The sequence below is a fragment of the Ignavibacteriales bacterium genome, assembly GCA_016709765.1.
GTDB lineage: Bacteria > Bacteroidota > Ignavibacteria > Ignavibacteriales > Ignavibacteriaceae > IGN3.
Map to the genome: position 1 here is coordinate 166,689 of JADJMD010000012.1, position 23,947 is coordinate 190,635.

Sequence of the window (23,947 nt, forward strand, 5' to 3'; positions counted from 1 at the left end):
TTTGTTTTAGAATGATGAAATTCACAATTAAAAGCGTTTGAAAGTTTAAAGGTCTATACAAAAAGTGTAGAAGAAAATAACAAATAATATATAATCAACTCTAAAAAGAAACTCATTTAAACTTACAAAGGCTCAGTCACCTGAGCCTTTGAAATCTAACTAACTACTAACTAACTAATCATTCATTCAAATTATTTCATTAAAATCATTTTACGAGCTTGAACAAAATTACCAGCCTCAAGTCTGTAGAAGTAAATTCCTGAAGCGTAATTTGAAGCATTCCAGGTTACATTATGAGTACCGGCACTCTTAAAATCATCAGCTATAACTTCTAACTGATTTCCAAGTGCATCATAAATTGTAACTTTTACTTTAGCTTGTTCAGGTAAATTGAAGCTAATAGTTGTTGATGGATTAAACGGATTAGGATAGTTCTGATTTAGTGAATAAGACGTAGGTGTATTATTTTCAAAATCAATATCCACTGTACCGCCTAAATCTTCAATTGCAGCTTTTAATAATGCAACTGTAAACGCCGGATTGTGAATACCAAAACTTCTGTCTTCTTCAATCCAGATATAAACATATCCAGCTCTCATAATTGCAGGAGTAAGTGCAATGGAATCTGCATTATTATTAGTAATTGAAACAAGCCCATTAGCATCATGCGGTAAACGTGTACTTAATTGTTCCATTAAACCATGAACTTCTAACTGTAATCCTTCAGCAATGCCATTACGATCTAGATCCGCATTACCATTTATATAATATTTTTTATCTTTAAATGATGAACCAACATTTCCGTGGCAAGGTTCACACGCTTCAACGTGATCATTTCCTTCAACATCATTCATGTTGAAAGTATGTCCGCCAACAGGAAGTGGATTACCATCAAGACCTGTTTTTTCGCCTACCATATGGCAGTCAACACATGCATTACCGCCTGCTACACCGTGTGGTGAACTTGGAAATTCAATACCATAATCTGGGGCATTTTTTCCAACTAACATGTCAGCTTGAGGACCATGATGTGCTCCATAATGTGCACTTTGGTTACTTGTATTTGAAGCATAAGTTTTTGCGTATCTTCTGCTTCTATGACAAGTCATACAAGTTGTTCCGGTGCCATATTGTTCAACAGTAAGAATGGTACCATCACCAAGTTGTGATTCGACTGATCTTAATTGATGAATATTTGTAGCATCGTGAGGATCATGACATACTGCGCAAGAAATATTCATAGCTGGTGGTCTAATATTTGTGGCAGCAGGTAGACCTAAAGCATCAACTGGTCTGCCTTCTTTAATCCACTGTACAAATCCTGAACCACTATGACATGGTGAACAACCATCTCTATCTGCGGACACAACAAATGCTCCCACAAAATGTCCGCCATGAAACCCTCTGCCATCAAATTCTGTAGCATCATGTCCAGAGTGTTTCCATTGATCTCCAATTACATGGTGTGTTCCAGAAGCATCATGACAAGCATTACAAACTTCAGCACTTAATGATTTATCTATCTTTGATTGATCTATTGCACTTAAATGGTTGCTACCTGGTCCATGACAAGCTTCGCATTGTATATTTGCTCTTCCCATTGCATCGGGATAAAGCACGGACAATGAATCATACATTCCAGGTTGAAATACAGTTGGAAATACGAACGGAAAATCGTCAAATCCGTCGTTAGCAGCACTCAAGTCGTATCCCGTTGAGTGACAGGGCATACAGCTTACATTAAAGTGACTGCTTAACTCACCATCAAATGCTTTTTTTGTGTCCGAAGCATGTCCAGTATTTACCCAGGTATTATAAATATCTGGTATATTATTGATAGTATTTTGATGGCAAGTTTTACAGGAAACCGGTCCACCTTCAACACCCCAATAGACTGCCGCATTAATAGTAATTAATGCCAAGTCACCTCCATCTGAAAACTCAATCACATATGTACCAGCAACATCAGGAATAAAAGTTATGAGTTGAGTTGATGTATCTAAATCCTTAACTGGGCCAAATGTAGCGTTTGAACCAGCAGGTTTTGTAGAAAAATTCCAGGTTGGAGATGTAAAAGTAACATCGGAAGTTCCTTTTAAATAAACTTTAGCTTCTGTACCTACATTCTTCAGAGAATTATAGCTAAGATCAAAATATTGGTCAACAGTATCTCTCGCGACATCTCTAGGGGAAACACCGTATGTTGTTAAGTCAACTGTTTGAGCGAATGTTAAAATCGTCCCAACAGCGAAGAAAAATAGAACAAGTACTAATTTTTTCATAAAATTATCCTTAATGAATTATTTATTTGCCTGTCTTGTAAATCAAACTACGTTCCAAAATTTTGCAACGCGCAACTATTACATTATGCAAAATTTTTCAATTTTTGGAGTATATTCATTTCCCAATTATTGTAGAGATTATTCTAGCTTCTCACAAATAGGAAATTAGTTTTATTGCAGTTTCAGAAATGAGGGTTATTATATAATTAGCAACTAATTACATTAGTACTTTTTTATGATTAACAAGTAGTTTTTTTTTGATACAAAAAAAATTAATACTCTAATGTAAACTTTAGAAGTGTGTAACTTAAATTATCAGAGAGATTTTTTGCGATGTTCTTTTGATTTTTATTATTGTAGGAAATATCAAATATATAACCTCTTATCGGCTCTACCCTTAGTCCTAACATAAAAATATTTGTATTTACTTTTTCTCCATCTAAAAAGTAGGCTCGATCCGTTGTAATAACATATCCGTGAGTTAGTGCAATATCGCCGCCAACATTTTGGATTAGAGTTCCATCATCAGCATAAACATTATTACCTTCTCGTTGATAACGATATTCAAGTGTCAATCTCAGCCATTCATTAAAATTATAGTTTGATCTGAGCATCAGTTCATCAGCATTTGGTCCTATTCTGTGCCCTAAATTTGCCCCAAAAGCAGTATAGTTATTTTTAATATTAAAATGTGTGTAAACATAAGGCCGTATTTTTGTGTATTCAATTATCAATGAAAGATCATTTAAAGAAAAAGGTTGATACCAAAATGCACCAAGTTGGTAGGCTGTTTTGTTAGTGTACTTTTCTAAATCACCAAGATTGCTAAGAATATTTTCATCGAGTAAAAAGGTTGCTTGTAGTTCTAAATTTTTTAAAAATTTTGTTTGAAGATCAAAATATAGATTTCCGTTGTCTCTATCTTGTGTTCCCATCTCAATAAACTTATAAAAAGTTACTGGAGATAAATATCCAAGTTCAATTCCTCGCCCTGAGTAAATCATAGTTTCACCAATTCCAATATCAAACAAATTATCAAATTTTAGTTTTAGATGATTATGCGCATAATATTTAGTGTAACGATCCTCGGGTGTAAAACTAAAATAGCCGGTTGTGGAGGCGTGAAGTGATGTGAAGTTTATAATTCCGTAATCAAAATTAAACTTGAAAAAATCCATTGTTGGGTTATCACCGGAAAGAATCAATTTGCTTCCGTATCCATAACCTAAAGTTATGTCTTCCCTTCCGAGTTGAAAACTAATGTTCATCTTTTCATAGGGTTCGGTATGATACTTTAAATAACCATAAGTAAAATCATAGTTGCCAATATTTTCGATATCTTCTAACCATTTAAAGCTGGTAAGCAAACGTGGTTCAACAACTTCTGCCAAATGTTTATTGCCGCTTACTCCGCCTTTAAATACTGTAAGATTGTATCCCAGATGATTAAAAACCGTACCACGAATTGCAAATCCAATATCATAAAGATTAGAATTGATTGCATAATCATTTGAGAAATCCTGCGCATGATAAAAATGTCCGAGCCATTCAATAAAAATATTATTTTCGGGTTCTTTGTAGGAATATAAATATTTTACTTTATCAGACATCATCTCATCTAGATCTGAAAATAAATTATTTTTTGGATTAAAAAGCTGAGTCGTGGTATCAGAATCAACACTACCGGAAAATTCAGATATATACTTATTCAAAAGTTTTTTTTCAGTTGAACTTAGCTCACTTAGGTTACTATTTATTTTATCAAGTAAATCTTTGATTTCAAATCTGGAAAGAACAGGATCATCTTCCCTGATGAATGATAATAATCCCTTCACTTTCATTTCTTTAAGAAAAGTATATACGCTATTTCGAATAGGAACATTTTCAATTTGTGAAAAAGCAGTATCAGCAAATACTATGGAAAATATCAGAAAGATGAGTGTAAAATATTTCATCAATAAATCCTGTTTTAATTTTGCAAATATAAGCTATATCTATAAAATATCTCTTCTTTGCGAACTATTTAGCTATATTTAAGGTTTTTAGATTATCGACATTATAACTAATTTTGTACTAAAGCGAGTGGAAAATGAGAACAATATATCTTAAGGTAATTAGTAACGGTTTTATAAGAAAAATATCGATTGATATGGCATTTTTAGCATCACACAAAAAGATTAGACTTCCAAAATATTACTTTGAAGAAGGACTTTTTCTTTCTTATAAAAAAGATATTAAGGATGATTCCACTCAGAACTATTATCTTACAAAAGACAAAGTAAAAAAAGAGGATGGGGACTTTTATTATTTTGATTTTCCATTCAAACTAGAACAAGTCTTTGATTTCTCAATTTAGATTTTATAAAAACACAATAAACTTTCATTAATTATAGAGGGCTCTACCTATGAAAAAACTATTCCTAATAATTTTTATAGCAATCTCATTTAATTCTTTTGCTCAAGATATTCCAGATTCACTTTTAAAAGTAGGTTGGAATATGACTGGAGTTGTAGGCTTGAATCTAAGTCAAACTTCATTTTCTAATTGGGCACAGGGTGGTTCTAATTCATTAGCATTCGCCGCATACACCAATTTAGGAGCTATATATAACAATGCTCCCTGGAAATGGAAAAATAGATTAAATATGACTTATGGAAGATCTAAAATTGGTAATGAAGGATACAGAACAAATGAAAATGATATCTATTTTGAAAGCATAGCATCCAGGGATATCGGCTGGGCTGTTGATCCATATTTTTCAGTAACATTTAGAAGCTCTTTAACAAAAGGTTATGATTATTCAGTTGAGACTTCCGGTATTCAAATAGTTGATTTCTTTGACCCCGGTTACCTATCTGAAGCGCTCGGATTCACTTACGATCAGAATAAAATAATTACAACAAGGCTTGGTATTGCAATTCAACAAACATTTGCAAACAAATTTACTGGCTATACAGATGATCCGGTAACAGCTGAAATTGAAAAATTTAAGTTTGATACAGGTCTTGAATCAGTGACTGAGGTAAATTATGAATTTTTAGAAAATATGAAATATTCAAGTTTTCTCAGACTATTCACCAGGTTTAATTCTCTGGATGTATGGGATGTAAGATGGGATAACATCATCTCTGCAAAAGTAAATGATTATATCAATGTTAATTTTGCGGTTACAGTGATTCATGAGATAAGCCAAACTAGAAAGACTCAATTAAGAGAAGCTTTGCAACTTGGATTTAGTTACTCATTATTCTAAAAATTTTATTGAATTATAAAATAAGTTTTCCGGGGTAAATTTATAACAAGGATAAATCCTATAACGATTGAAAATATTGAAATAGCTGAATAAATAGACTTGGTACGAGTATCTAACTTTATGCAAATTCAATTTTAATAAATTGATGGATATACTGATTAAAAATAATGTAAATTTATAAGTTTTCGTTTAGGGAAGTATTTTCAATTCCCTTCTTTTTTAGATTTTTTATAAAACCAGGATAAAATATGAGCGCACCAGATAATTTTATTTCGGAAATTACAAATGGTTACACATTTAAGGGTGATTCAGTAATAATTGGAACTGCAATTTATAATGGTAAACCTCAACAAAACCTCCACATAAAAATTCCATTAAGCACCATTAACAGGCATGGGTTAATTGCAGGTGCAACCGGAACCGGAAAAACTAAAACAGTTCAGTTATTTGCGGAATCACTTTCTGAAAAAAGTATCCCTGTGTTACTGATGGATATTAAGGGCGATTTGAGCGGAATAGCCGCTGAGGGAACTTCTAATCCTAAAATAGAAGAAAGACATTCCAAAATTGGAGTTCCATATCAACAAAAAAAATTTCCAGTTGAGTTTCTTACTTTATCTGATCAAAAAGGAACTCGGCTACGTGCAACAATTTCAGAATTTGGACCAATTTTGGTTTCAAAAATATTAGAATTAAATGATACACAAGCAGGATTAATTACCATCCTGTTTAAATATTGTGATGATAATAATTTGCCACTCCTTGATGTAAAAGATCTGAAAAAAGTTTTACAATTTGCCTCGGCTGAAGGCAAAAAAGAGATTGAAAAAGATTATGGTGCAATCTCTCCAACTTCAATCGGAACAATTTTAAGAAAAGTTGTTGAACTTGAACAGCAAGGTGCTGATGTATTTTTTGGTGAAAAATCATTTGAAGTTGAAGATCTTCTTCGGATTGATGAGAATGGGAATGGAATAATTTCTGTTTTACGGTTAACTGATTTGCAGGATCGACCAAAATTATTTTCTACTTTTATGTTATCTATGCTAGCGGAAATTTATTCCACATTTCCAGAGCTTGGGGATAAAGCTGAACCAAAATTAGTTATCGTAATAGATGAAGCACATCTTATTTTTAATGAAGCAAGTAAAGCTTTATTAGATCAGATTGAAACCATAATAAAACTTATAAGGTCTAAAGGTGTGGGAATATATTTCTGCACTCAAAATCCAACAGATGTGCCTCAAGCAGTGCTTAGTCAGCTTGGACTAAAAATACAACATGCATTGCGTGCTTTTACTGCGCAAGATAGAAAAATGATTAAACTTACTTCAGAAAATTATCCTATATCAGTATATTATAAAACAGATGAATTGCTCACTTCACTTGGAATTGGTGAAGCGGCAATTAGTGCGTTAAATGAAAAAGGAGTTCCAACTCCATTAGCTGCAACTTTGCTATGTGCACCAAGATCAAGAATGGATATTTTAAATGAAGATGAACTTACTGCCAATATTAATTCCTCAAAATTAGTTGGCAAATATAACCAAGCAGTTGACAGAGAAAGTGCTTATGAAATCCTTAATAAAAAATTAGATGCTGCAAGAGAATTTGATCTAAAAGTTCCTGAAACTCAGAATAGAAATTATGATCCTCAACCACGAACTACTACAACCAGAAAAAGTACCCGACAAGAAAAGAGCACAATGGAAAAAGTGATTAGCAGTCCACTCTCAAAACAAGTTGGAAGAACTTTAGTTAGAGAAATTAGTCGTGGTATACTTGGTGTATTGGGCTTTGGTGGTAGAAGAAGATAAATTATGAAATTAATTATTATCCTTATTTTAATTTCATTCTGCTCTGCATCACAGTTTGCACAATCTGTTTCATTTTCAGGTAATGTTAAGAACATTTTAACAAACTCCCCTATTCAAGACGCAAAAATTCAAATAAAAAATTTATCTAACGGTTCGGTTGATTCTGTCTTTTCTGATGCTATTGGGAATTGGCAATATAATATTTTAACTGCGGTCGAGAATGAAAACAATTTTCTGCCAACAAGCTTAGAAGTAAGTCAAAATTTTCCAAATCCATTTAACCCTTCCACGAAAATTGGATTTTTAATTCCGATTGATGATAATGTATCTATTATGGTTCATAATATTCTAGGAGAATTGGTAGATATTAGAAATTTGTTTCTGTCAAAAGGGAGTTACGTCGTTGATTGGTTTAGCAAAGGAAGTGCAGGAGTTTATTTTTATACTGTCGCTTTTGGAAATCAATCCATCACAAATAAAATGATTCAGCTTGATGGTGGAAACGGAATAGGACTTGGGGAAATCAGATCTGGAATTTCAAACAACTATAATTCTGCAAAAAGTTTAGAATCAATTAATGTTGAAATTGTTGTTACAAAATTTTCTTATGCAGCCGATACAACTATTGCTACAATCGTTGGTGGAGAAATTTTTACATCTCAGCTTCAAACGATCCACAATAAATACACATTAATTGATTTACACAATGATGTTCTTGAAGTTATGATTGATGATCCAACGTATCATCTTTCAACATTACACACATACAATCACACTGATATTCCAAGATTGCAACTTGGTGGTGTTGATGTTCAGTTCTTTTCTATTTGGGTTAGTCCAACAGCTTATACCAACTATTTTCAGCAAGCACTTGTAATGCGGGATTTATTTTATTCCGAACTTGAAGCAAATCCGGCAACAATTGCCCAAGCATCCACAATGCAAGAAGCGCTGAATCTAAATACTCAAAATAAAATAGCTGCTGTAATTGGTGTTGAAGGTGGTCATCACATTGAAGAAAGTTTGGCAAAGCTTGATACTCTTTATAATGCCGGAATGAGATATTTAACCATTACTTGGAATAATAGTGTAAGCTGGGCAATTGCAGCGGCTGATAGTCGCACTCTAACTCAAGGTTTAAATACTTTTGGCAGACAGGTTATAAGAAAGTTAGATTCTCTTGGTGTTATCATAGATGTTTCTCATACAGGGATTAAAACTATTCAGGATATTCTTCAAGAAACTTCAAATCCAATAGTCGCTACTCATTCAGGTGCGCGTGCAATAAGAAATCATACAAGAAATTTATACGACTGGCAGATACAGGATATCGCAAATTCCGGCGGAGTAATCGGGATTGTATTTTATCCACCGTTTCTAAGTAATACTTCAACTGCATCAATAAGTGATGTTATTCTGCATATTGATCATATAGTACAATTACTTGGATCTACTGATAACGTTGCTATAGGTTCAGATTTTGATGGCATTGGAACAAATGTAGTTTTGGGATTGGAAGACACAAGTAAATTTCCGGATTTAACTTTAGCATTATTACAACATGGATACACTGAATTAGAAGTCGCAAAATTTTTAGGTGGAAATTTTAAAAGAGTTTTTGAACAGGTTTGTGGTAACTAATAATTATTTAACCAACGTCATTTTTTTATTGTCCCTAAAAACATTCAAACCATCGGTGGACGTAACGCTCAGAGAATAGACATATATTCCAGAAGCCAAATTATCAGCAAAAAATAATTCGTGATAAATTCCCTTTCCTCGTATTTCATCAACTAACGTTGCAACTTCGCTTCCAAGTAAATCATAAATCTTTAATTGCACATAACTGCTTTGTGGTATTTCAAATCTTATTGCTGTAGAGGGATTAAATGGATTTGGAAAATTTTGTGCAAGGTTATATTCGTTTACCTCAGTAACATTCTCCGCAATTCCCGTTGGTGGATCTGCATTTACAACTTGTCCAGCAACAACCGTAACAGTTCTTGTGTAGTTCATTGTAGGTGCAGTTATTGTGTATGTTCCGGGTTTAACATCACCAATGGCATAATTTTCTTGGTAGATATCATCCGAACCAATTTTTGTATCTGCAAATAAATACGTCAGTGAATATCCATAAGTTGTATAAGGTGGTCGTGGTTTAGGATCGGGAGTAATATTCACGCGTGTTTCATCCGGTGCATTTGGAACTTTTCCATAGATCGCTCCCATTCCTGTAATGCCACACCAAAGTTCGGCATTTCTCTTATTTCTAATGCCGCTGCTTTGTGTTCCCTTCCTAATTTCAAAATGTAAGTGAGCACCTGTGGAGTAACCCGTATTTCCAGACAACGCAATCGGTTGTCCTTTGATTACAGTTTGCCCAACAAACGTGTAGGGGCGTGTAAGATGACCATAAAGAAAATAATAATCCGAGTTATTCCAAGAAGATTTGACAAAAATATAATTACCAGCACCATTTGGCTCGTACCCACCAAATTGCCCTGTATCTGTCGGATTGTATCCCACAAAACTTACAATACCATCTGTTGCAGAATAAACTGTGTCCCAACGAACAAGAATATCCGTTCCATTATGAGCATTTCCGGGATTCGAAATACTTCCCTCACCGTAAAGATAGGAGCCATTAGTTTGGATATTATCAGGCACAGGTCTATCTATTCGAAAGACCTGCGCCATTGAAAAGGTAGTAATAGTAACTAGTATAAAAAGTAGACACTTAAACATGCTTTTAGAAATTAATTCCGACAGAAAAATAATGTACTTCTTCTAACCTTCCGAAATCTTGATAAGCATAGTCAAGCTTTACTTTTATCAGATCAACAATTCTATAATACAATCCAAATCCGAGTGTTAGTCCTTTTTCAGTATCTTTCTCAAATAAAGAATTATAACCAGCTCTAAGATGAATAATTTCATTCCAAGCGTATTCTACACCTGTGTTAAGATATTCTGTATGATCATTTGGATGAATTGCATCAACTGCTGCAGTCAATCTTGATGTACCCTCTTTAATTACATCTGCAGATAATCCAAATCTAAAAAGTAAAGGAAGATCAAACTTATCTAACTCAATGTTAGAATTGATTAAATTGCTACCGCTTGAACCGGAAGGAAATATTACCGTAGCATCTCTTCCGGAGAGCTGCATCTTAGTTCCGAAGTTAGAAATACTTGCCGCAATTCTTAACTCATTTAATACCGGAATTTTATAAAGAGTTCCGATGTCAACAGCAAGTCCCGTTGCATTCATGTGCCATAAGTTTTCACTAATGTACTTTACATTAAATCCAATTGAAAAATTTTCTGTAAGGAATCGTGAGTAGTTTAATCCAAGTACCAAAGTGGAATAATCAAAAAACTCGCCGGTGCCTTCAGGATTTTCAATTGTTCGCACTTGCATTTCATCCATTGAAAGAACTGATACAAACGCACCAACAGTTCCCAATCCAGAAAGATTAGTAGCATAAGCAGCAAAATCATGTCTAATATCAGCATATAAAGAAGTATGATTAAAAAATGCTTCATTAGAAACTATGTTTGCCGTTCCGCCAGGATTCCAATATAAAGCAGTAATGTCGTCTGAAACAGCGGTAAATGCACCGCCCATTCCAATAGCTCTTGGACCAACATTAAATTTAAGAACCTGCGTTGCGGTGGTTCCTGTTTTAGTTGTTTGAGCACTCATATTGATTGCAAAAATTAATGCAAATGAAATGCTCGCTATATAAAATATTTTTTTCATAATAATCTCCTGCATTTCCTTACTTAATTAAAGCAAACTTAATTAACTTTTCACCAACGCCCGGTGCATCTATGTGCGCAAGGTAAACACCATAAGCAACACTAAAACCGTCGTTGTTTAAAAGATTCCAGAATTCTCTTCCATTTTCTGCACCTGAATCATGTTCCAGTGTGGTAACAAGTTCGCCACTTAGAGTAAAGATTCTTATTGAACATTTCATCGGGAGATTTTCGAAATAGATTCTTCGCTCACCGCGATTTTGTCCAGATAATTTATTAGCAGGTTCAATTTCGTTTGCTCCAACGTATGGATTTGGTACAACATAAATGTTATCAAGACTTGAAGAGGCTAAGCGTGTATCAATAAATCCAGCTTTCGTTTGCAGTGTGAATATATCTGAATTTTTGAATGGTCTCTTTGTATAGATAAGTAAATTATAACCACTACCAGGGATTAAAGAATCAGTTTGACTGACCTTTGCAAGCGTTACGCCCCAAGTTAATGTATCTGTTAAGATTCCTACAGCACCAGGCTGAAAGAAAATGATTTCATCACCTCTTGTATATGCTGAATCATTTTTTGCTTTTTCATTCAATAGAGTTACTATTGGAATATCTACTCCTGTTGATATTTCATCTACTTTATAGTTAACAGGAATCTCAATCATTTGACCAGATACTATTTTTTTTGCTGTGTAAATTTCTTCATCAACAAATGTAAGGATATAATCACCAGGATATAATTTCTTTCTTGATGCGGCACCAATTGAAGCCAAATCAATGGTATAGGGGACATAAATATTGGAATTTGACCATTTAGTTTTTGCATTGTCTAACTGGAATATCGGGTTGTCTTTTACCTTCAAAAGTATTCCATCAAAAACAGGATTAAAATCTTCATCATCTAATGCCGTGCTCTGAAAAATTGCATAACTTTTAAATGTGATATAATACTCTGTTCCTTCAAGCATTGAACTGTTTGCTGTTCTTTTAATTGTACCCTTTTCAAAGTTCAACTCAAAGTCAACATCAAGTTGATATATATTTCCTATAGCATCTTTAACTTGTAATAACGCATCATTAATTATGTTACCCTTTGAAAGGCTAGAAAATTTAGTGCCATACAGATAGAAGGATTCGGAGTATGCTTTTTCACCAATAACAGAGTAATTTTTTCCTATAAAGGTTGTGTCTTGAAGAAATACAGTATCTTTAAATGTGATAGTATATAATTCATCCTTTAATTCAGTGTCACTTAAAATGACAAAATTTAAAGTTCCATTACCACTTCCATTTAGATGTAAAATATCAGTGGAATTTATTTTGGGGGTCTCGTAGCCACTTGCTCTTGGGCCAGGGATTACACTTACCGTATTATTTGATAACGTAACTTGATTAGTTATCGGGTCTAAGGATACTTTTTTTGTAGTTTCTGATACGGGATAATCAACTGAATCCCCATGGTCATATGCAACAACAGCATAGTAGTATGTTTGACCATTTCTAACTTGGTTTGAGTCCACGAAAGTATGAACTAGCCCAGAGTTATCTCCAAGATAATAACTAATTCCCCTTCCATTATAAGGAACTGGATGAAACCCTCTCCAATCATTAATTAGATCCCACTTAGCTTCGGAGCCATTAATATCCTTAAGCGGCTCATATAAATATTTAGATCCTTTTCCATCGGTAATGTTTTGTTGATCAGCAAAATCTGGTCTGGTACTTCTGTAGATAGCATAACCTTCAAAATCTTTTCCGGTAATCGGGTCAATACTATTTTCTGCATTCGAGTCCCAATATAAAGTAACTTTTTTATCGTCTGGAACTGCGGATACTTTAGGGAGATCAGGAGGTCTGAAAAATTTATAATTCTTGTTATATATATTTTGTACTGTTTCTGCAGTTATTAAAAGATCATCACGATCTTCTCCAAAAAGAAATGCCATAGATATTCTTTTTGTTTCACCAGGTGCAAGTGATATATATCCGGAACCAAATATAAATACAATATCTTCGTTATTTGTTATCTCAGTAAATTTACCGGGTTCTGTTGCATTCCATATATTTTCATCTTCAGCTATCCTTGTATCTCTCCATTTAGTGCTATGGAAACTTGTCAAACCTACTTGATCGGATTCATCCAAATCTGTATAGCCAAAATTGGGCTCACCAGGCTGCAAAGGATCAGGTCTTCCATCAGCCAATCGGTTTCCCAATGTAGGAATTCCATCTCCTTCCCCTTCATCGGCTGTCCCAGCAATTCCATCTTTTCCAACATCGTCAATTTCAAAGTCCCAATCACCATCTTCATCGATTGCATTATCCTGTCTTTCGTCAATAAAACCATCTCCATCGTTATCAATTCCATCATTAGGATTACCCGGTGATTCTAGAAACTTACAGCCTAAATATCCTAGCACTTTGCCATTATCGCCAATTCCATCTCCATCAAAAAAATAAACCATATTTCTCGCATACAAAGGGATATTTTGTCCGTTAATTACACTATCATAAGGCGAAATAAAGAGCCCGTTATCATCAGCAGGCTCATTACCTCCAAGTCCATCATAACCTATATCTGGGTCACCATAAATCCCAAAAACAACTGTATCTAACGGTGTATCACTCACATTTGTAATTGACCATACAAAGAATATTGTATTTGCTGCTAACGCATTGCTCCACTGGAAAGCTCTTCCATCTACTTGAACTCCCAGACCTTGTTTCGAGTGATCATTAGTATATGGATAGTAACCAAATTCTTTATTATCTCTATCATCCATTGCAAAAAAGGCTTCAAGATCAGCATTATTTTCTCCCTGTACTAAATATCCGGGCCAAACATATTCACCCAACGTTTCATTATACCAATCTCTAGGCCAGCTATCAGGCTTTCCATCACGATCAGTGTCAAAAGTTGGATTTGATGCAATGTAAGGCTGGTTAGGATCTGCATATCCAGGAAGCGGCTGCCATTGCCATTTTAATCCTGTGCCTGGATCAATTTCTCTTAAGCCTTCATAATCCCAATCATTCATACCATCTGTTATGATATGAACTCTTTCTCCTGCAGTATCTAATACTGATGCGCCAACGATAGGACAAAATTGAAAGATATACGGCGCATCTCTCCAAATTAGATTAGTAATATTTCTAATACTTCCATAACCGGGGGCAATGCCACCATAGTTTTCAATCTCAACAGCGACATTGTTACCATTCATAAAAAAAGATTTTCTATCATCTTCCCCTTTGGTTTTGTGAAGATAATTTAAGAGAGAATATTTTAACGTACTGGTATTACTATTACTGTTTTTAGGTGCATTTAAAAGTTTAATATTTAAGAAATCTTTTACCGCTTGATGTTCAACTTGTCTTCTCTGTATTACATCTTCGGGCTGCGCATTAATTGTAATAAGCAGAAAAGGAGAGATCAAAAGAACTGCAATAAAATATTTTATTTTTATTTTCAACATATTTTTACTCCATAAATTTCATTAATACTCTATTGTAAGACCAAGTCTAACTTCTCTTGGTGCTGAATAGTAGTTTGGTCGGTTAAAGTATTCGGTTGCAGATTTAATTTCCGGATAAATTTGAGATATTTCATTTGTCGCCTCTGGCCCACCTTTGGTCTGTTCTAACGAATAAGTTGCTCTTCCCGTATCATCATAAACAAATCGTTCGTTCTTCGTATCGAACAGGTTAAACACTTTTAGAAATATAGTTAACGTTGTACTTTCAATCATAAAAGATTTATCAATTAATAAATCAACATTTGTTTGAAGTGGTTTCCTTCCGCTATTGGTTCGTAGATAAATCTGCTGTTCGGTAAGCTCTGGTGAATATGGAAGACCGGTTCCAAGTGAAGTAACAAGTGTAACAGTCCAATCTCTATCGCCACCAAATGTAACAACGCCGTTAAGTGTGTGCGATTGATCCCAATCTAACGGAACAGGAGTTTTTTCACTTTGTCTTCCGGACTGTAGATCAATAAAGAAGGCATCCGCCCCTGTTTCATTACCTTCTGCAACCTGAAATGTGTAATCAATAGAAGCGCCAAAAAGATCATCCTGCATTTTTCTTTTTGTAAATGAAAATGTTATGCCTTTTATATTTCCATAATCTTTATTTACATATTTTTGATAAATTGAGTTGCTACTGATTCTAATTTGCTGTTGTGCTAGTAAATCACGAACATCTTTGTAGAACCCTGTAACATTAAAAGCTACTGTCTCGGTCAATTGCTGTTGTAACCCCAATTCATAAGTAACTGTTTTTTCAGGGTTAAGATTGGCATTACCATATATTGGTTCGGCATCTATATCTTCAAAATTGGGGTTTGTATATAAAAATCTAAAGGGCGGTAATTGATAAAAATGACCGTAAGAAAAATGTATTATTCCTTCATCCGTGATTGGAAAAGAAATACCAAGTCTCGGACTAAATGTAATTTTTGCTTCGGCATCAGTAAGATTTTTAGTAGGTTTTAATGGATCTGGAGCATAGAGCGTATTTGCGTTAAAATAATCTACTCTTAAACCGGCGTTTAAGATCATACTCGTAAATTCCATTTTATCCTGCAAATATCCTGAGAATTGATTTGGTGAACGAGTATAAATATCTATAGAAGCGATTTGAGATTCCGGGTCAGGAATTATTGGAGTTAAATATTTGCTTCGGTTCCTTAAAACATCAAAGAAAACAAAATCCATAGTATCCCACTTACTTTTTAATCCAAACTTAACTTCGTGCTGATTTGTAACCTGACTTGTAATATCAAACTTAACTTCCGAAGTGTAGGAGCGCTGATAAAAATGTTCAGACTGAGTTCCGCCGGAAACAAAAGTATAAGGGCTATATGATGTATTTTTATCATCTGGTTGATATCGAGGATCAGCATGTAAACCGTTTAAGCTTTTACCAGGATTAAATGAAACTTCATTTCCCAAAGCATCAAGTAATGGATATAAATATCTTTTAAAATCATAAATACTATAAGAACCTTTTAACGAAAAGAAAGTACTGTTACTTACAGCGTGTCTATATTCTAATGAATTTATCAATCCCCAATCCATCCTGTTATAATTTGCATCGGGATTATATTTATAATCGTGTGCATATGTTTTATAATCGGAGTTTGAATAAACAAGATCATAATTAATTTTTATTGTTGGAATTGGTTTGTAAGTAAACTTTGCCGTGGTGTTTAAATCTTTACTTGGATTCATCGATACAATTGAATTGTCCCCAGTTTGCGCAATGTTTAAAACATTTGCTTGTATTGGGTCTCTCGATAGTGAATCAAATACCGTATGCTGTCTTATTCCATACAAATAACCTTTATCATTATTGTATCGGCCCGAAAAAAAGAAAGTAAAATTATCTTCCAGCAGTGGAATCGGACCGCCAAATGTTCCCTCAACAACCTGATTGTTAACTGGATCAATATCATCGATATTATAAAAAATATTAGTAGAAGAACTGATATAATCGCCCGTGTAGTATGATAAAGTAGCAGTGTATTTAGAACCACCTTCTTTTGTGATTGTATTAACCACACCGCTTAACGCATTTCCATACTCAGCATTAAAAGTACCGCTAACAACAGATAACTCCTGAACCGCGTTTGTGGAAATTTGTACTGTTCTTCCAAAATCGAATGGGTTAATAGCGGAAACACCGTTTACATTGTAAGCAATTTCTGTAGATCTTCCGCCACGAATGTGAAGTTCTCCACTTGAGCCCTTTGTGATACCAGCCTGTAACGAAAGTAACTGGCTTATGCTTTCTACAGGTAAAGATCTGATCTGGGAATCATCTATTGAAGTTTGAGAAGACGTGAGATCTTTTCTAACCATTGGTCTTGTTGCTTCAACAATAATGGTTTCAAGTCCAATAGCTTCAGTTGAAAGCTGTATATCTATTGTTGTCGTGAAATCGCTTGCTACTCTAATATTAGTAACAACTTTTTTCTGGTAACCAACACCGCTGAAAATCAAAGTATACACACCAGGTTCAATGTTATTGATTATATATGTCCCATCAATTCCAGTGGCAGCGCCTGTTGTGGTTCCTTCAATCAAAACATTTATGCCGATAAGTTCTTCGCCAGTTTGAGTATCAGTAACTTTTCCGGCAATCTTACCTGTTACACCAGCATACAATTGTGTTTGAATAAATAGAATAAATAAAAAAAGGAAAGAAATAAAAGAAAGTAAAAATTTTTTCATCGTGACCTCTTGTGGCAAAATTTAATGTAAAGAATTCGAGTTTTGTACTGCCTGTTTTGGGTCTGTTAAAAGACTGAAATAAAACGCATAAAATAAAAGGGTTATCAGAATAACAATCTATCAGCAAAAACTGAAAAGTAAGACGGTATTCGGATAACCCTTAACAACATAAGTATAACTATTTAAGTAACTGCATCTTTCTAGAAACTGTGTTTGCGCCTGCAGTCATACGGTAAACGTAAGTTCCGCTTGCAAGATTTGATGCATCAAATTTAACATTGTAAGAACCAGCACCCATAAATTGATTACTGATAAGAACTGCAACTTCTCTTCCGAGAGCATCATAAATTCTTAAATCAATATTGGCTGCTTCAGTAATTCCAAACTTAATTTGAGTTGATGGATTGAATGGGTTTGGATAATTCTGATCAACATAAAATTGAGTTGGAACTACATCAGTTTCTTGTTCAACAGAAACTGGGGTTGTTTGTAAATCAAGAAGAATAATTGGCATAGGAGCATCCGTTGGGTTGCCTCTGGAATATCCTTGAGTATATAAAACTTCATCCGCAGCATCTCCATCAAGATTAGCAACAACAATAACGTCCATATCACCGTTATTATCCCAATATGCAGAATCAATTATAGAGGAGGTATAACTAGAAGGAAGTGTTTTGTCTCCACCCTGATATTCTAATCTAAAAATTGGAACTTTAACCGTATTTCCGGCCATATATCGTGCCCCAAATACCATATCCGGATTTCCATCATTATCTAAATCGCCAGCGCCAGCGCCATTTAATCTTACTGCATAAGATGAAAAATCTGCAACCTCATATGAAACCAATGTATCAGCTCCCTGAGCTTTATCAACTAAATAAACTTTACCACTTAACCAACTGCCAACATATACTCCAGTACTGTTATCCGAAAATTTGACTTGAACAGATCCTTTGAATGAAGAATTATTTTCCATAACACCACTCTGGATTGGCGTAGTAACCCAATTTCCTCCTTCATATTTCAAAAGCGCAGTAGTACCATCACTATTAATTACTGCAATAATATTATCTACAACGACTAAGTCGTATGGAGTCCCAGCTAATTCAGGTATACCTTCTCCTGAAAACTCCGTTGTCCAGGTTTCAAAGCCACCACCATTATCAGGAATATCGTCAACCGATATTATTCCAATATGCCAGGTTGCAGCTCTATCTACAAAGATTAATTCATCAGTACCATCATTGTCAGGATCAGCAACAACAAATTTTACTGGTCTTAAATTGAAACTGGGGGTCGAAACCAAAGAAGTTTTTGCATTTGGTTCGAATCCACCAAAACCATCAGAGACACCCATACCGTCACTTCCATCACCAGGATATTCATAAACCAATACTCTTGCTGGATTTAAATCAGTCCCAATGTTGTTGACTGGACCCCAATATAATTCCATTTTGTTATCTTTATCTAAATCGCCATACGTTAACGCAGGCCAAGTATTTTGAAGTTCTACCGGAGCAACAGTTGCCCAAACAGAATCCCAAGTAGATGTTGTTGTATTCCATTCAAACTTGTAAAGTCTTGGTATTACCTCATAAGGGTCATCAATCATATTTGTATTGCAAGCATAAATTTCCGGTAATCCATCGCCATCAAAATCAACTCCTGCTACAATTGCTCCAAAACCTCTTTCGAGCATTGAAGGATCAGTTATTTCAGCAGTGCGAGGAAATGTTTGAGCTTGTATGTATGTAAGTGATAATAATAATAGAACTGTTAATAATGTAAGAAATCGGTTCATTGAGATCTCCTAAGATGTTAGTTAGTAATTATTAGTTAAATGTTAATTTTTTTCGACTAAACTTGCATAAAATTACTGATTTGTAGCTGTTTATGCAATTATATTTTTATTTTTTTAATTACAATTTTATTTTACGATCGCTTTTCGTACAAAGCCATCAGCCGCTTCTAAACGTTTAGTTGCCTCATCAAAAGTTACGTTTGCTTTAATCATTACAAGTGCTGTCTTAACATGTCCTTTTGCGTTATCAAGAGCAATAGTAGCCTCATCATAACTAAGTCCTGTAATAGTCATCACAATTTTTTTTGATCTTTCGACAAGTTTTTTATTTGTCATCTGCAAATCAATCATCATGTTTTCATAAACTTTACCAAGTCTTATCATAGCAGCAGTTGTAAGCATATTTAAAACTAATTTTTGCGCAGTTCCACTTTTCATTCTTGTAGAGCCCATTACTACTTCGGGTCCAACGTAAGGACAAATTGCAACATCAACTTCTTCAATATCAAAATCTTTTCTCGGGTTTGTAGTAACGTAAAGTGTTTTAGCACCTAGTTCTTTTGCTTTTTTTACTGCCCCAATTACGTATGGAGTTCTACGGCTAGCGGCAATTCCACAAACAACATCTTTTGCGGTAACATTAGCCTCCATAACTTCTATTGCACCGTTTTCTTCTTTGTCCTCGGCACCTTCCTGCGCACGGAACATTGCTTCTTTTCCACCGGCGATATAACCTTCAATCATTCCATAAGGCGTTCCAAAGGTTGGCGGGCATTCAGAAGCATCAACAACACCTAATCTTCCGCTTGTACCAGCACCAAAGTATAAAAGTCTTCCGCCATTTTTAAGAGCTTTAACAATTATATCGACAGCTTGCTCTATGTAAGGCAATTCTTGTTCAACTGCATAAGGAACTAATTTATCTTCATCATTAATAATTTTTATAATTTCAGCAGTTGATTTTGCGTCAATTTCCATAGAGCGTGGGTTGCGCTGTTCTGTGGGAAGTTTGCTTATCTCTTCGAAAAGAGTTTTGGAGTCTTGAGATGAGCTCATAATTATATCTTGATTTATTTTTGAATTACTAGTTAAAATTATTGATACAAATTTACACAAAGTATTAATAATATTTTGTTTTGTGATAGCTGATTCTTTAAATACAATATCAGCTTCAGTATATTTGACTAGTAAATCCAATAATATTTAGCCACTTATATAAGATAATTTAAAATGATATCTAAAGTTGAACAGTATTACCTCGAACAATCACAAAAACAATTAATTTACAAACCAGCTGAAAAAATTCCTGTAATCCAGGTTGCAAATTTTCCTGAACTGGGGAAAATGACAGCTTTAAGATTTATAGAATGGATACAGCAAAATACAAATGGAGTTGTTTCCTTACCAACAGGTAAAACTCCTGAGCATTTTATAAAATGGGTTGCGTATTTTTTAAAAAATTGGGACAAGGATGATGTTGTTAGTGCATTAAAAAAGGTTGATCTTGATTCCGGAAATAAACCAGATATTTCTAAACTTCGATTTGTTCAGATTGATGAATTTTATCCAATTGATTCTCATCAGCATAATAGCTTTTATTATTACATTCAAAAGTATTATTTCAGTAATTGGGGATTAGATATAAAAAAAGCTTTGTTGATGAATATTAATGAAATACCAACATCAAATAATTTATCTCTTTCAGAAATTTTTCCTGATGAAGTAATCGATTTAACATTGCGTACACGCTGGGCATCAACAACTCAAGAGAGGTATCAAAAGCAAACAATAGAACTTGTCGATCAATTTTGTACAGATTACGAAAAGAAAATTAGAGAAATGGGTGGTATAGGATTTTTCCTTGGCGGAATTGGACCGGATGGGCATATTGGTTTTAATGTTATGGGCAGCGATCATTATTCAACTACAAGATTAATACAAACCAACTATGAAACACAGGCTGCAGCAGCAAGTGATCTTGACGGTATTGAAGTTGCTAAGAAGAGATTGGTAATTACCATCGGGCTTGATACCATAACTTACAATGAAGACGCGACTGCAATCATAATTGCCGCAGGAGAAGCGAAGGGAAATATTGTTAGAGATTCGATTCAAACAGCAATAACCAATAAATATCCAGCAACAGTATTGCAAAGATTACCCAACGCTAGATTTTATTTAACAAACGGCGCTGCTTTTAGATTGCTTCAAAGAAGATATGATGATGTTATAAAGGAAGAAGAAATTTCAAGAGCTTCGATTGAAAGAGCGGTTGTAAATCTTTGCTTAGAAAAAAATAAATCTTTGATTGATCTAACAGTTGAAGATTACAACTCTAATCAGATTACAAAACTTATTTTGGACAGGACAAATAAAACCCCGTTAGAAATTGGAACTGAAATTCATGGTTCGATCATTGAAAGATTTGATCGTGGAATGTTACCGGTCTCAAATCAAACTGTACTTCATACAGGGCCGCATCACGATGATATTCCGCTTGGATATTTACCATATATAAATCATTTAGTTAGAGATTCAAGTAATCATCATCACTTTGTAACGATGACAAGCGGATTCACCGCAGTTACAAATTCTTATATGCTTGGATTACTCGAAGATTTGAAATTTTATTTGGGACATCCTGATTTTACTTCACGTTTTACTCAGCGTTATTTTGATCCGGAATTTAAAGAAGGAAAAGATCGTGATATTCATTTATATCTTGATGGTTTAGCTGAGCACAGTAGAACAATCCGTAAAGAAGCTGTTTCCCGTAGATTGCTAAGAAACATGGTTGAAATTTATGAAGAGGATAACATTACCTATCTTGAAGATAGGGTTGATGAATTAATCAATTATTTTCAAACCCAATATCCCGGTAAAAAAGACATTCCCCATGTACAAAAATTAAAAGGAATGATGCGGGAATGGGAAGAAGAACTCGTTTGGGCGTTTTTTGGATTTAACACAAGTTCCGTTTCGCATATGCGCCTTGGATTTTACCAGGGTGATATTTTTACAGAAAACCCAGAAATGGATAGAGATGTAATTCCTATTTTAAATTTACTCAAGAAAATTAAACCAACAATTGTTACTGTTGCTTTGGATCCTGAAGGAAGCGGACCTGATACGCACTATAAAGTTTTACAAGCAACTGCCGAAGCATTAAAGCTTTATGAAAAAGAAACAGGAATCAACAACATAAAAGTTTGGGGATATCGAAATGTTTGGTATCGCTTCCACCCTGCTGAAGCAAATATTTTTATTCCTGTCAGCCTAAACTCAATGGCGATAATGGAAAATACTTTCTTAAACAGTTATGGATCACAACGTGCAGCAAGTTTTCCAAGCTGGGAATACGATGGGCCATTTTCACGTCTTGCACAACGTATTCAGGTTGAACAATATCAGACCATAAGATTATGTTTAGGTAAAGATTTTTTCTTAAAGCACAATCATCCAAGAGTACAAGCAGCTTACGGAATGGTTTATCTTAAAGAACTTACTCAAACTGAATTTTATGCTCTTTCATCTGAACTAAGAAAATTAACTGAGAATTATTAAACAGAAATAAATCTATGAAACAAACAAGAAAAGATTTTTTTAAAACTACAGGAATAATAGCAGCCGGATCTGTAGCAGCATCGATTCCAGTTTCTACTTTTGCAAAAAATATTATAAAAAGTAAAGGCTCAAAAATGAAACTCACTTTTAGACCATATACACTTGAGTTAATACATGTTTTTACTGTTGCTGTTAATTCCAGAACTACCACTCCGGTTATGCTTACGGAAATTGAGTACGAAGGAATTAAAGGTTATGGCGAAGCTTCCATGCCGCCATATCTTGGGGAATCACAAGAAACCGCAACTGCTTTTTTATCAAAAGTAGATTTAGGCCAATTTAATGATCCATTTGAAATGGAAAAGATTTTAGATTACGTTGATTCTATTGCAGAGAAAAATACCGCAGCCAAAGCCTCTGTAGATATAGCGCTGCATGATCTTGTTGGAAAATTAATGAATCAAACCTGGTACAAAATATGGGGTTATGATAAAACAACAACTCCATTTACAACTTTTACAATCGGGATTGATACTCCGGAAGTTGTCAGGCAAAAAGTGAAAGAAGCTGAACAATTTAAAGTATTAAAAGTTAAACTCGGAAGAGAAAATGATAAGGAGATGATTGAAACAATTCGATCAGTTACAAATGTTCCGCTTACTGTTGATGTTAATCAAGGTTGGAAGGATAAACATTTTGCATTGGATATGATAAATTGGTTGAACGAAAGAAACATTGAATTTATTGAACAGCCGATGCCCAAAGAACAAATAGATGATATCGCGTGGCTAACACAAAACTCGCCTCTTCCAATAATTGGTGATGAATCGATTCAGAGAATTCCTGATGTAATAAAAGCACACGGAGTTTATTCCGGTATAAATATTAAGTTAATGAAGTGTACAGGAATGCGCGAAGCTAATAAAATGTTAAACTTAGCCCGTTCGTTGGATATGAAAGTAATGATTGGATGTATGACTGAAACAAGTTGTGCAATTTCTGCTGCCGCTCAACTTTCACCAATGGTTGATTGGGCTGACCTTGATGGCGCATTATTAATAAAGAATGATCCCTACGACGGAATAAAAGTTATTGATGGAAGAGTTACATTAACAGATTATCCTGGAATAGGATTGAAGAGTTAGGCTATTTATGTCATTTCCGTGAAGGCGGGATATCTACGACTTCAAAATAAATGGATTCCCACTCCTATCTAAGAAAGATACGTGGG

General features: G+C 34.4%; 14 protein-coding genes. 6 read left to right on the top strand and 8 right to left on the bottom strand.

Features of this window, described 5'->3' with window-relative positions; all coding sequences use genetic code 11:
- Positions 1–191: 191 nt before the first annotated feature.
- On the bottom strand, positions 192–2,282 hold the full coding sequence (locus IPJ23_06720; protein ID MBK7630375.1) for a T9SS type A sorting domain-containing protein: 2,091 nt from the start codon (positions 2,280–2,282) through the stop codon (positions 192–194).
- A gap of 272 nt (positions 2,283–2,554) precedes the next feature.
- Entirely contained in the window at positions 2,555–4,237 is a 1,683-nt protein-coding gene (locus IPJ23_06725; protein MBK7630376.1) for a hypothetical protein, read from the bottom strand.
- 134 nt (positions 4,238–4,371) lie between these two features.
- On the opposite strand from IPJ23_06725, the gene IPJ23_06730 reads away from it, so the two are divergent.
- The 4 genes from IPJ23_06730 (at position 4,372) to IPJ23_06745 (ending at position 8,994) form a co-directional block, all read left to right on the top strand.
- Positions 4,372–4,638 carry a hypothetical protein gene (locus tag IPJ23_06730; GenBank protein MBK7630377.1) on the top strand — a complete coding sequence of 89 codons (267 nt, stop codon included), beginning with the start codon at positions 4,372–4,374 and terminating at the stop codon, positions 4,636–4,638.
- A 49-nt stretch (positions 4,639–4,687) separates the two neighbouring features.
- Positions 4,688–5,536, top strand: coding sequence for a DUF3078 domain-containing protein (locus tag IPJ23_06735; protein ID MBK7630378.1), 849 nt, complete (start codon positions 4,688–4,690; stop codon positions 5,534–5,536).
- Between the two features lie 248 nt (positions 5,537–5,784).
- Positions 5,785–7,353, top strand: coding sequence for a DUF853 family protein (locus IPJ23_06740; GenBank protein MBK7630379.1), 1,569 nt, complete (start codon positions 5,785–5,787; stop codon positions 7,351–7,353).
- 3 nt (positions 7,354–7,356) lie between these two features.
- Positions 7,357–8,994, top strand: a complete 1,638-nt coding sequence (locus IPJ23_06745; protein MBK7630380.1) for a membrane dipeptidase — start codon at positions 7,357–7,359, stop codon at positions 8,992–8,994.
- A 3-nt stretch (positions 8,995–8,997) separates the two neighbouring features.
- On the opposite strand, the gene IPJ23_06750 is transcribed toward IPJ23_06745, so the two are convergent.
- The 6 genes from IPJ23_06750 to murQ form a co-directional block, all read right to left on the bottom strand.
- A complete protein-coding gene (locus IPJ23_06750; GenBank protein MBK7630381.1) occupies positions 8,998–10,098 on the bottom strand; it encodes a M23 family metallopeptidase in 1,101 nt (366 codons plus the stop codon).
- 4 nt (positions 10,099–10,102) lie between these two features.
- Positions 10,103–11,116, bottom strand: coding sequence for a PorV/PorQ family protein (locus IPJ23_06755; protein ID MBK7630382.1), 1,014 nt, complete (start codon positions 11,114–11,116; stop codon positions 10,103–10,105).
- Between the two features lie 19 nt (positions 11,117–11,135).
- On the bottom strand, positions 11,136–14,594 hold the full coding sequence (locus tag IPJ23_06760) for a hypothetical protein (protein ID MBK7630383.1): 3,459 nt from the start codon (positions 14,592–14,594) through the stop codon (positions 11,136–11,138).
- Positions 14,595–14,615: 21 nt separating this feature from the next.
- The gene (locus IPJ23_06765) at positions 14,616–17,351 is read right to left on the bottom strand and encodes a TonB-dependent receptor (protein MBK7630384.1); all 2,736 of its coding nucleotides are present in this window, start codon (positions 17,349–17,351) and stop codon (positions 14,616–14,618) included.
- A gap of 178 nt (positions 17,352–17,529) precedes the next feature.
- Entirely contained in the window at positions 17,530–19,152 is a 1,623-nt protein-coding gene (locus IPJ23_06770) for a T9SS type A sorting domain-containing protein (GenBank protein MBK7630385.1), read from the bottom strand.
- A gap of 126 nt (positions 19,153–19,278) precedes the next feature.
- Entirely contained in the window at positions 19,279–20,208 is a 930-nt protein-coding gene (gene murQ, locus IPJ23_06775; protein ID MBK7630386.1) for an N-acetylmuramic acid 6-phosphate etherase, read from the bottom strand.
- Between the two features lie 174 nt (positions 20,209–20,382).
- On the opposite strand from murQ, the gene IPJ23_06780 reads away from it, so the two are divergent.
- Together IPJ23_06780 and IPJ23_06785 are read left to right on the top strand one after the other, a co-directional pair.
- On the top strand, positions 20,383–22,716 hold the full coding sequence (locus tag IPJ23_06780; protein MBK7630387.1) for a PIG-L family deacetylase: 2,334 nt from the start codon (positions 20,383–20,385) through the stop codon (positions 22,714–22,716).
- Positions 22,717–22,730: 14 nt separating this feature from the next.
- Positions 22,731–23,861, top strand: a complete 1,131-nt coding sequence (locus IPJ23_06785; GenBank protein MBK7630388.1) for a dipeptide epimerase — start codon at positions 22,731–22,733, stop codon at positions 23,859–23,861.
- The last annotated feature ends 86 nt before the right edge of the window (positions 23,862–23,947 follow it).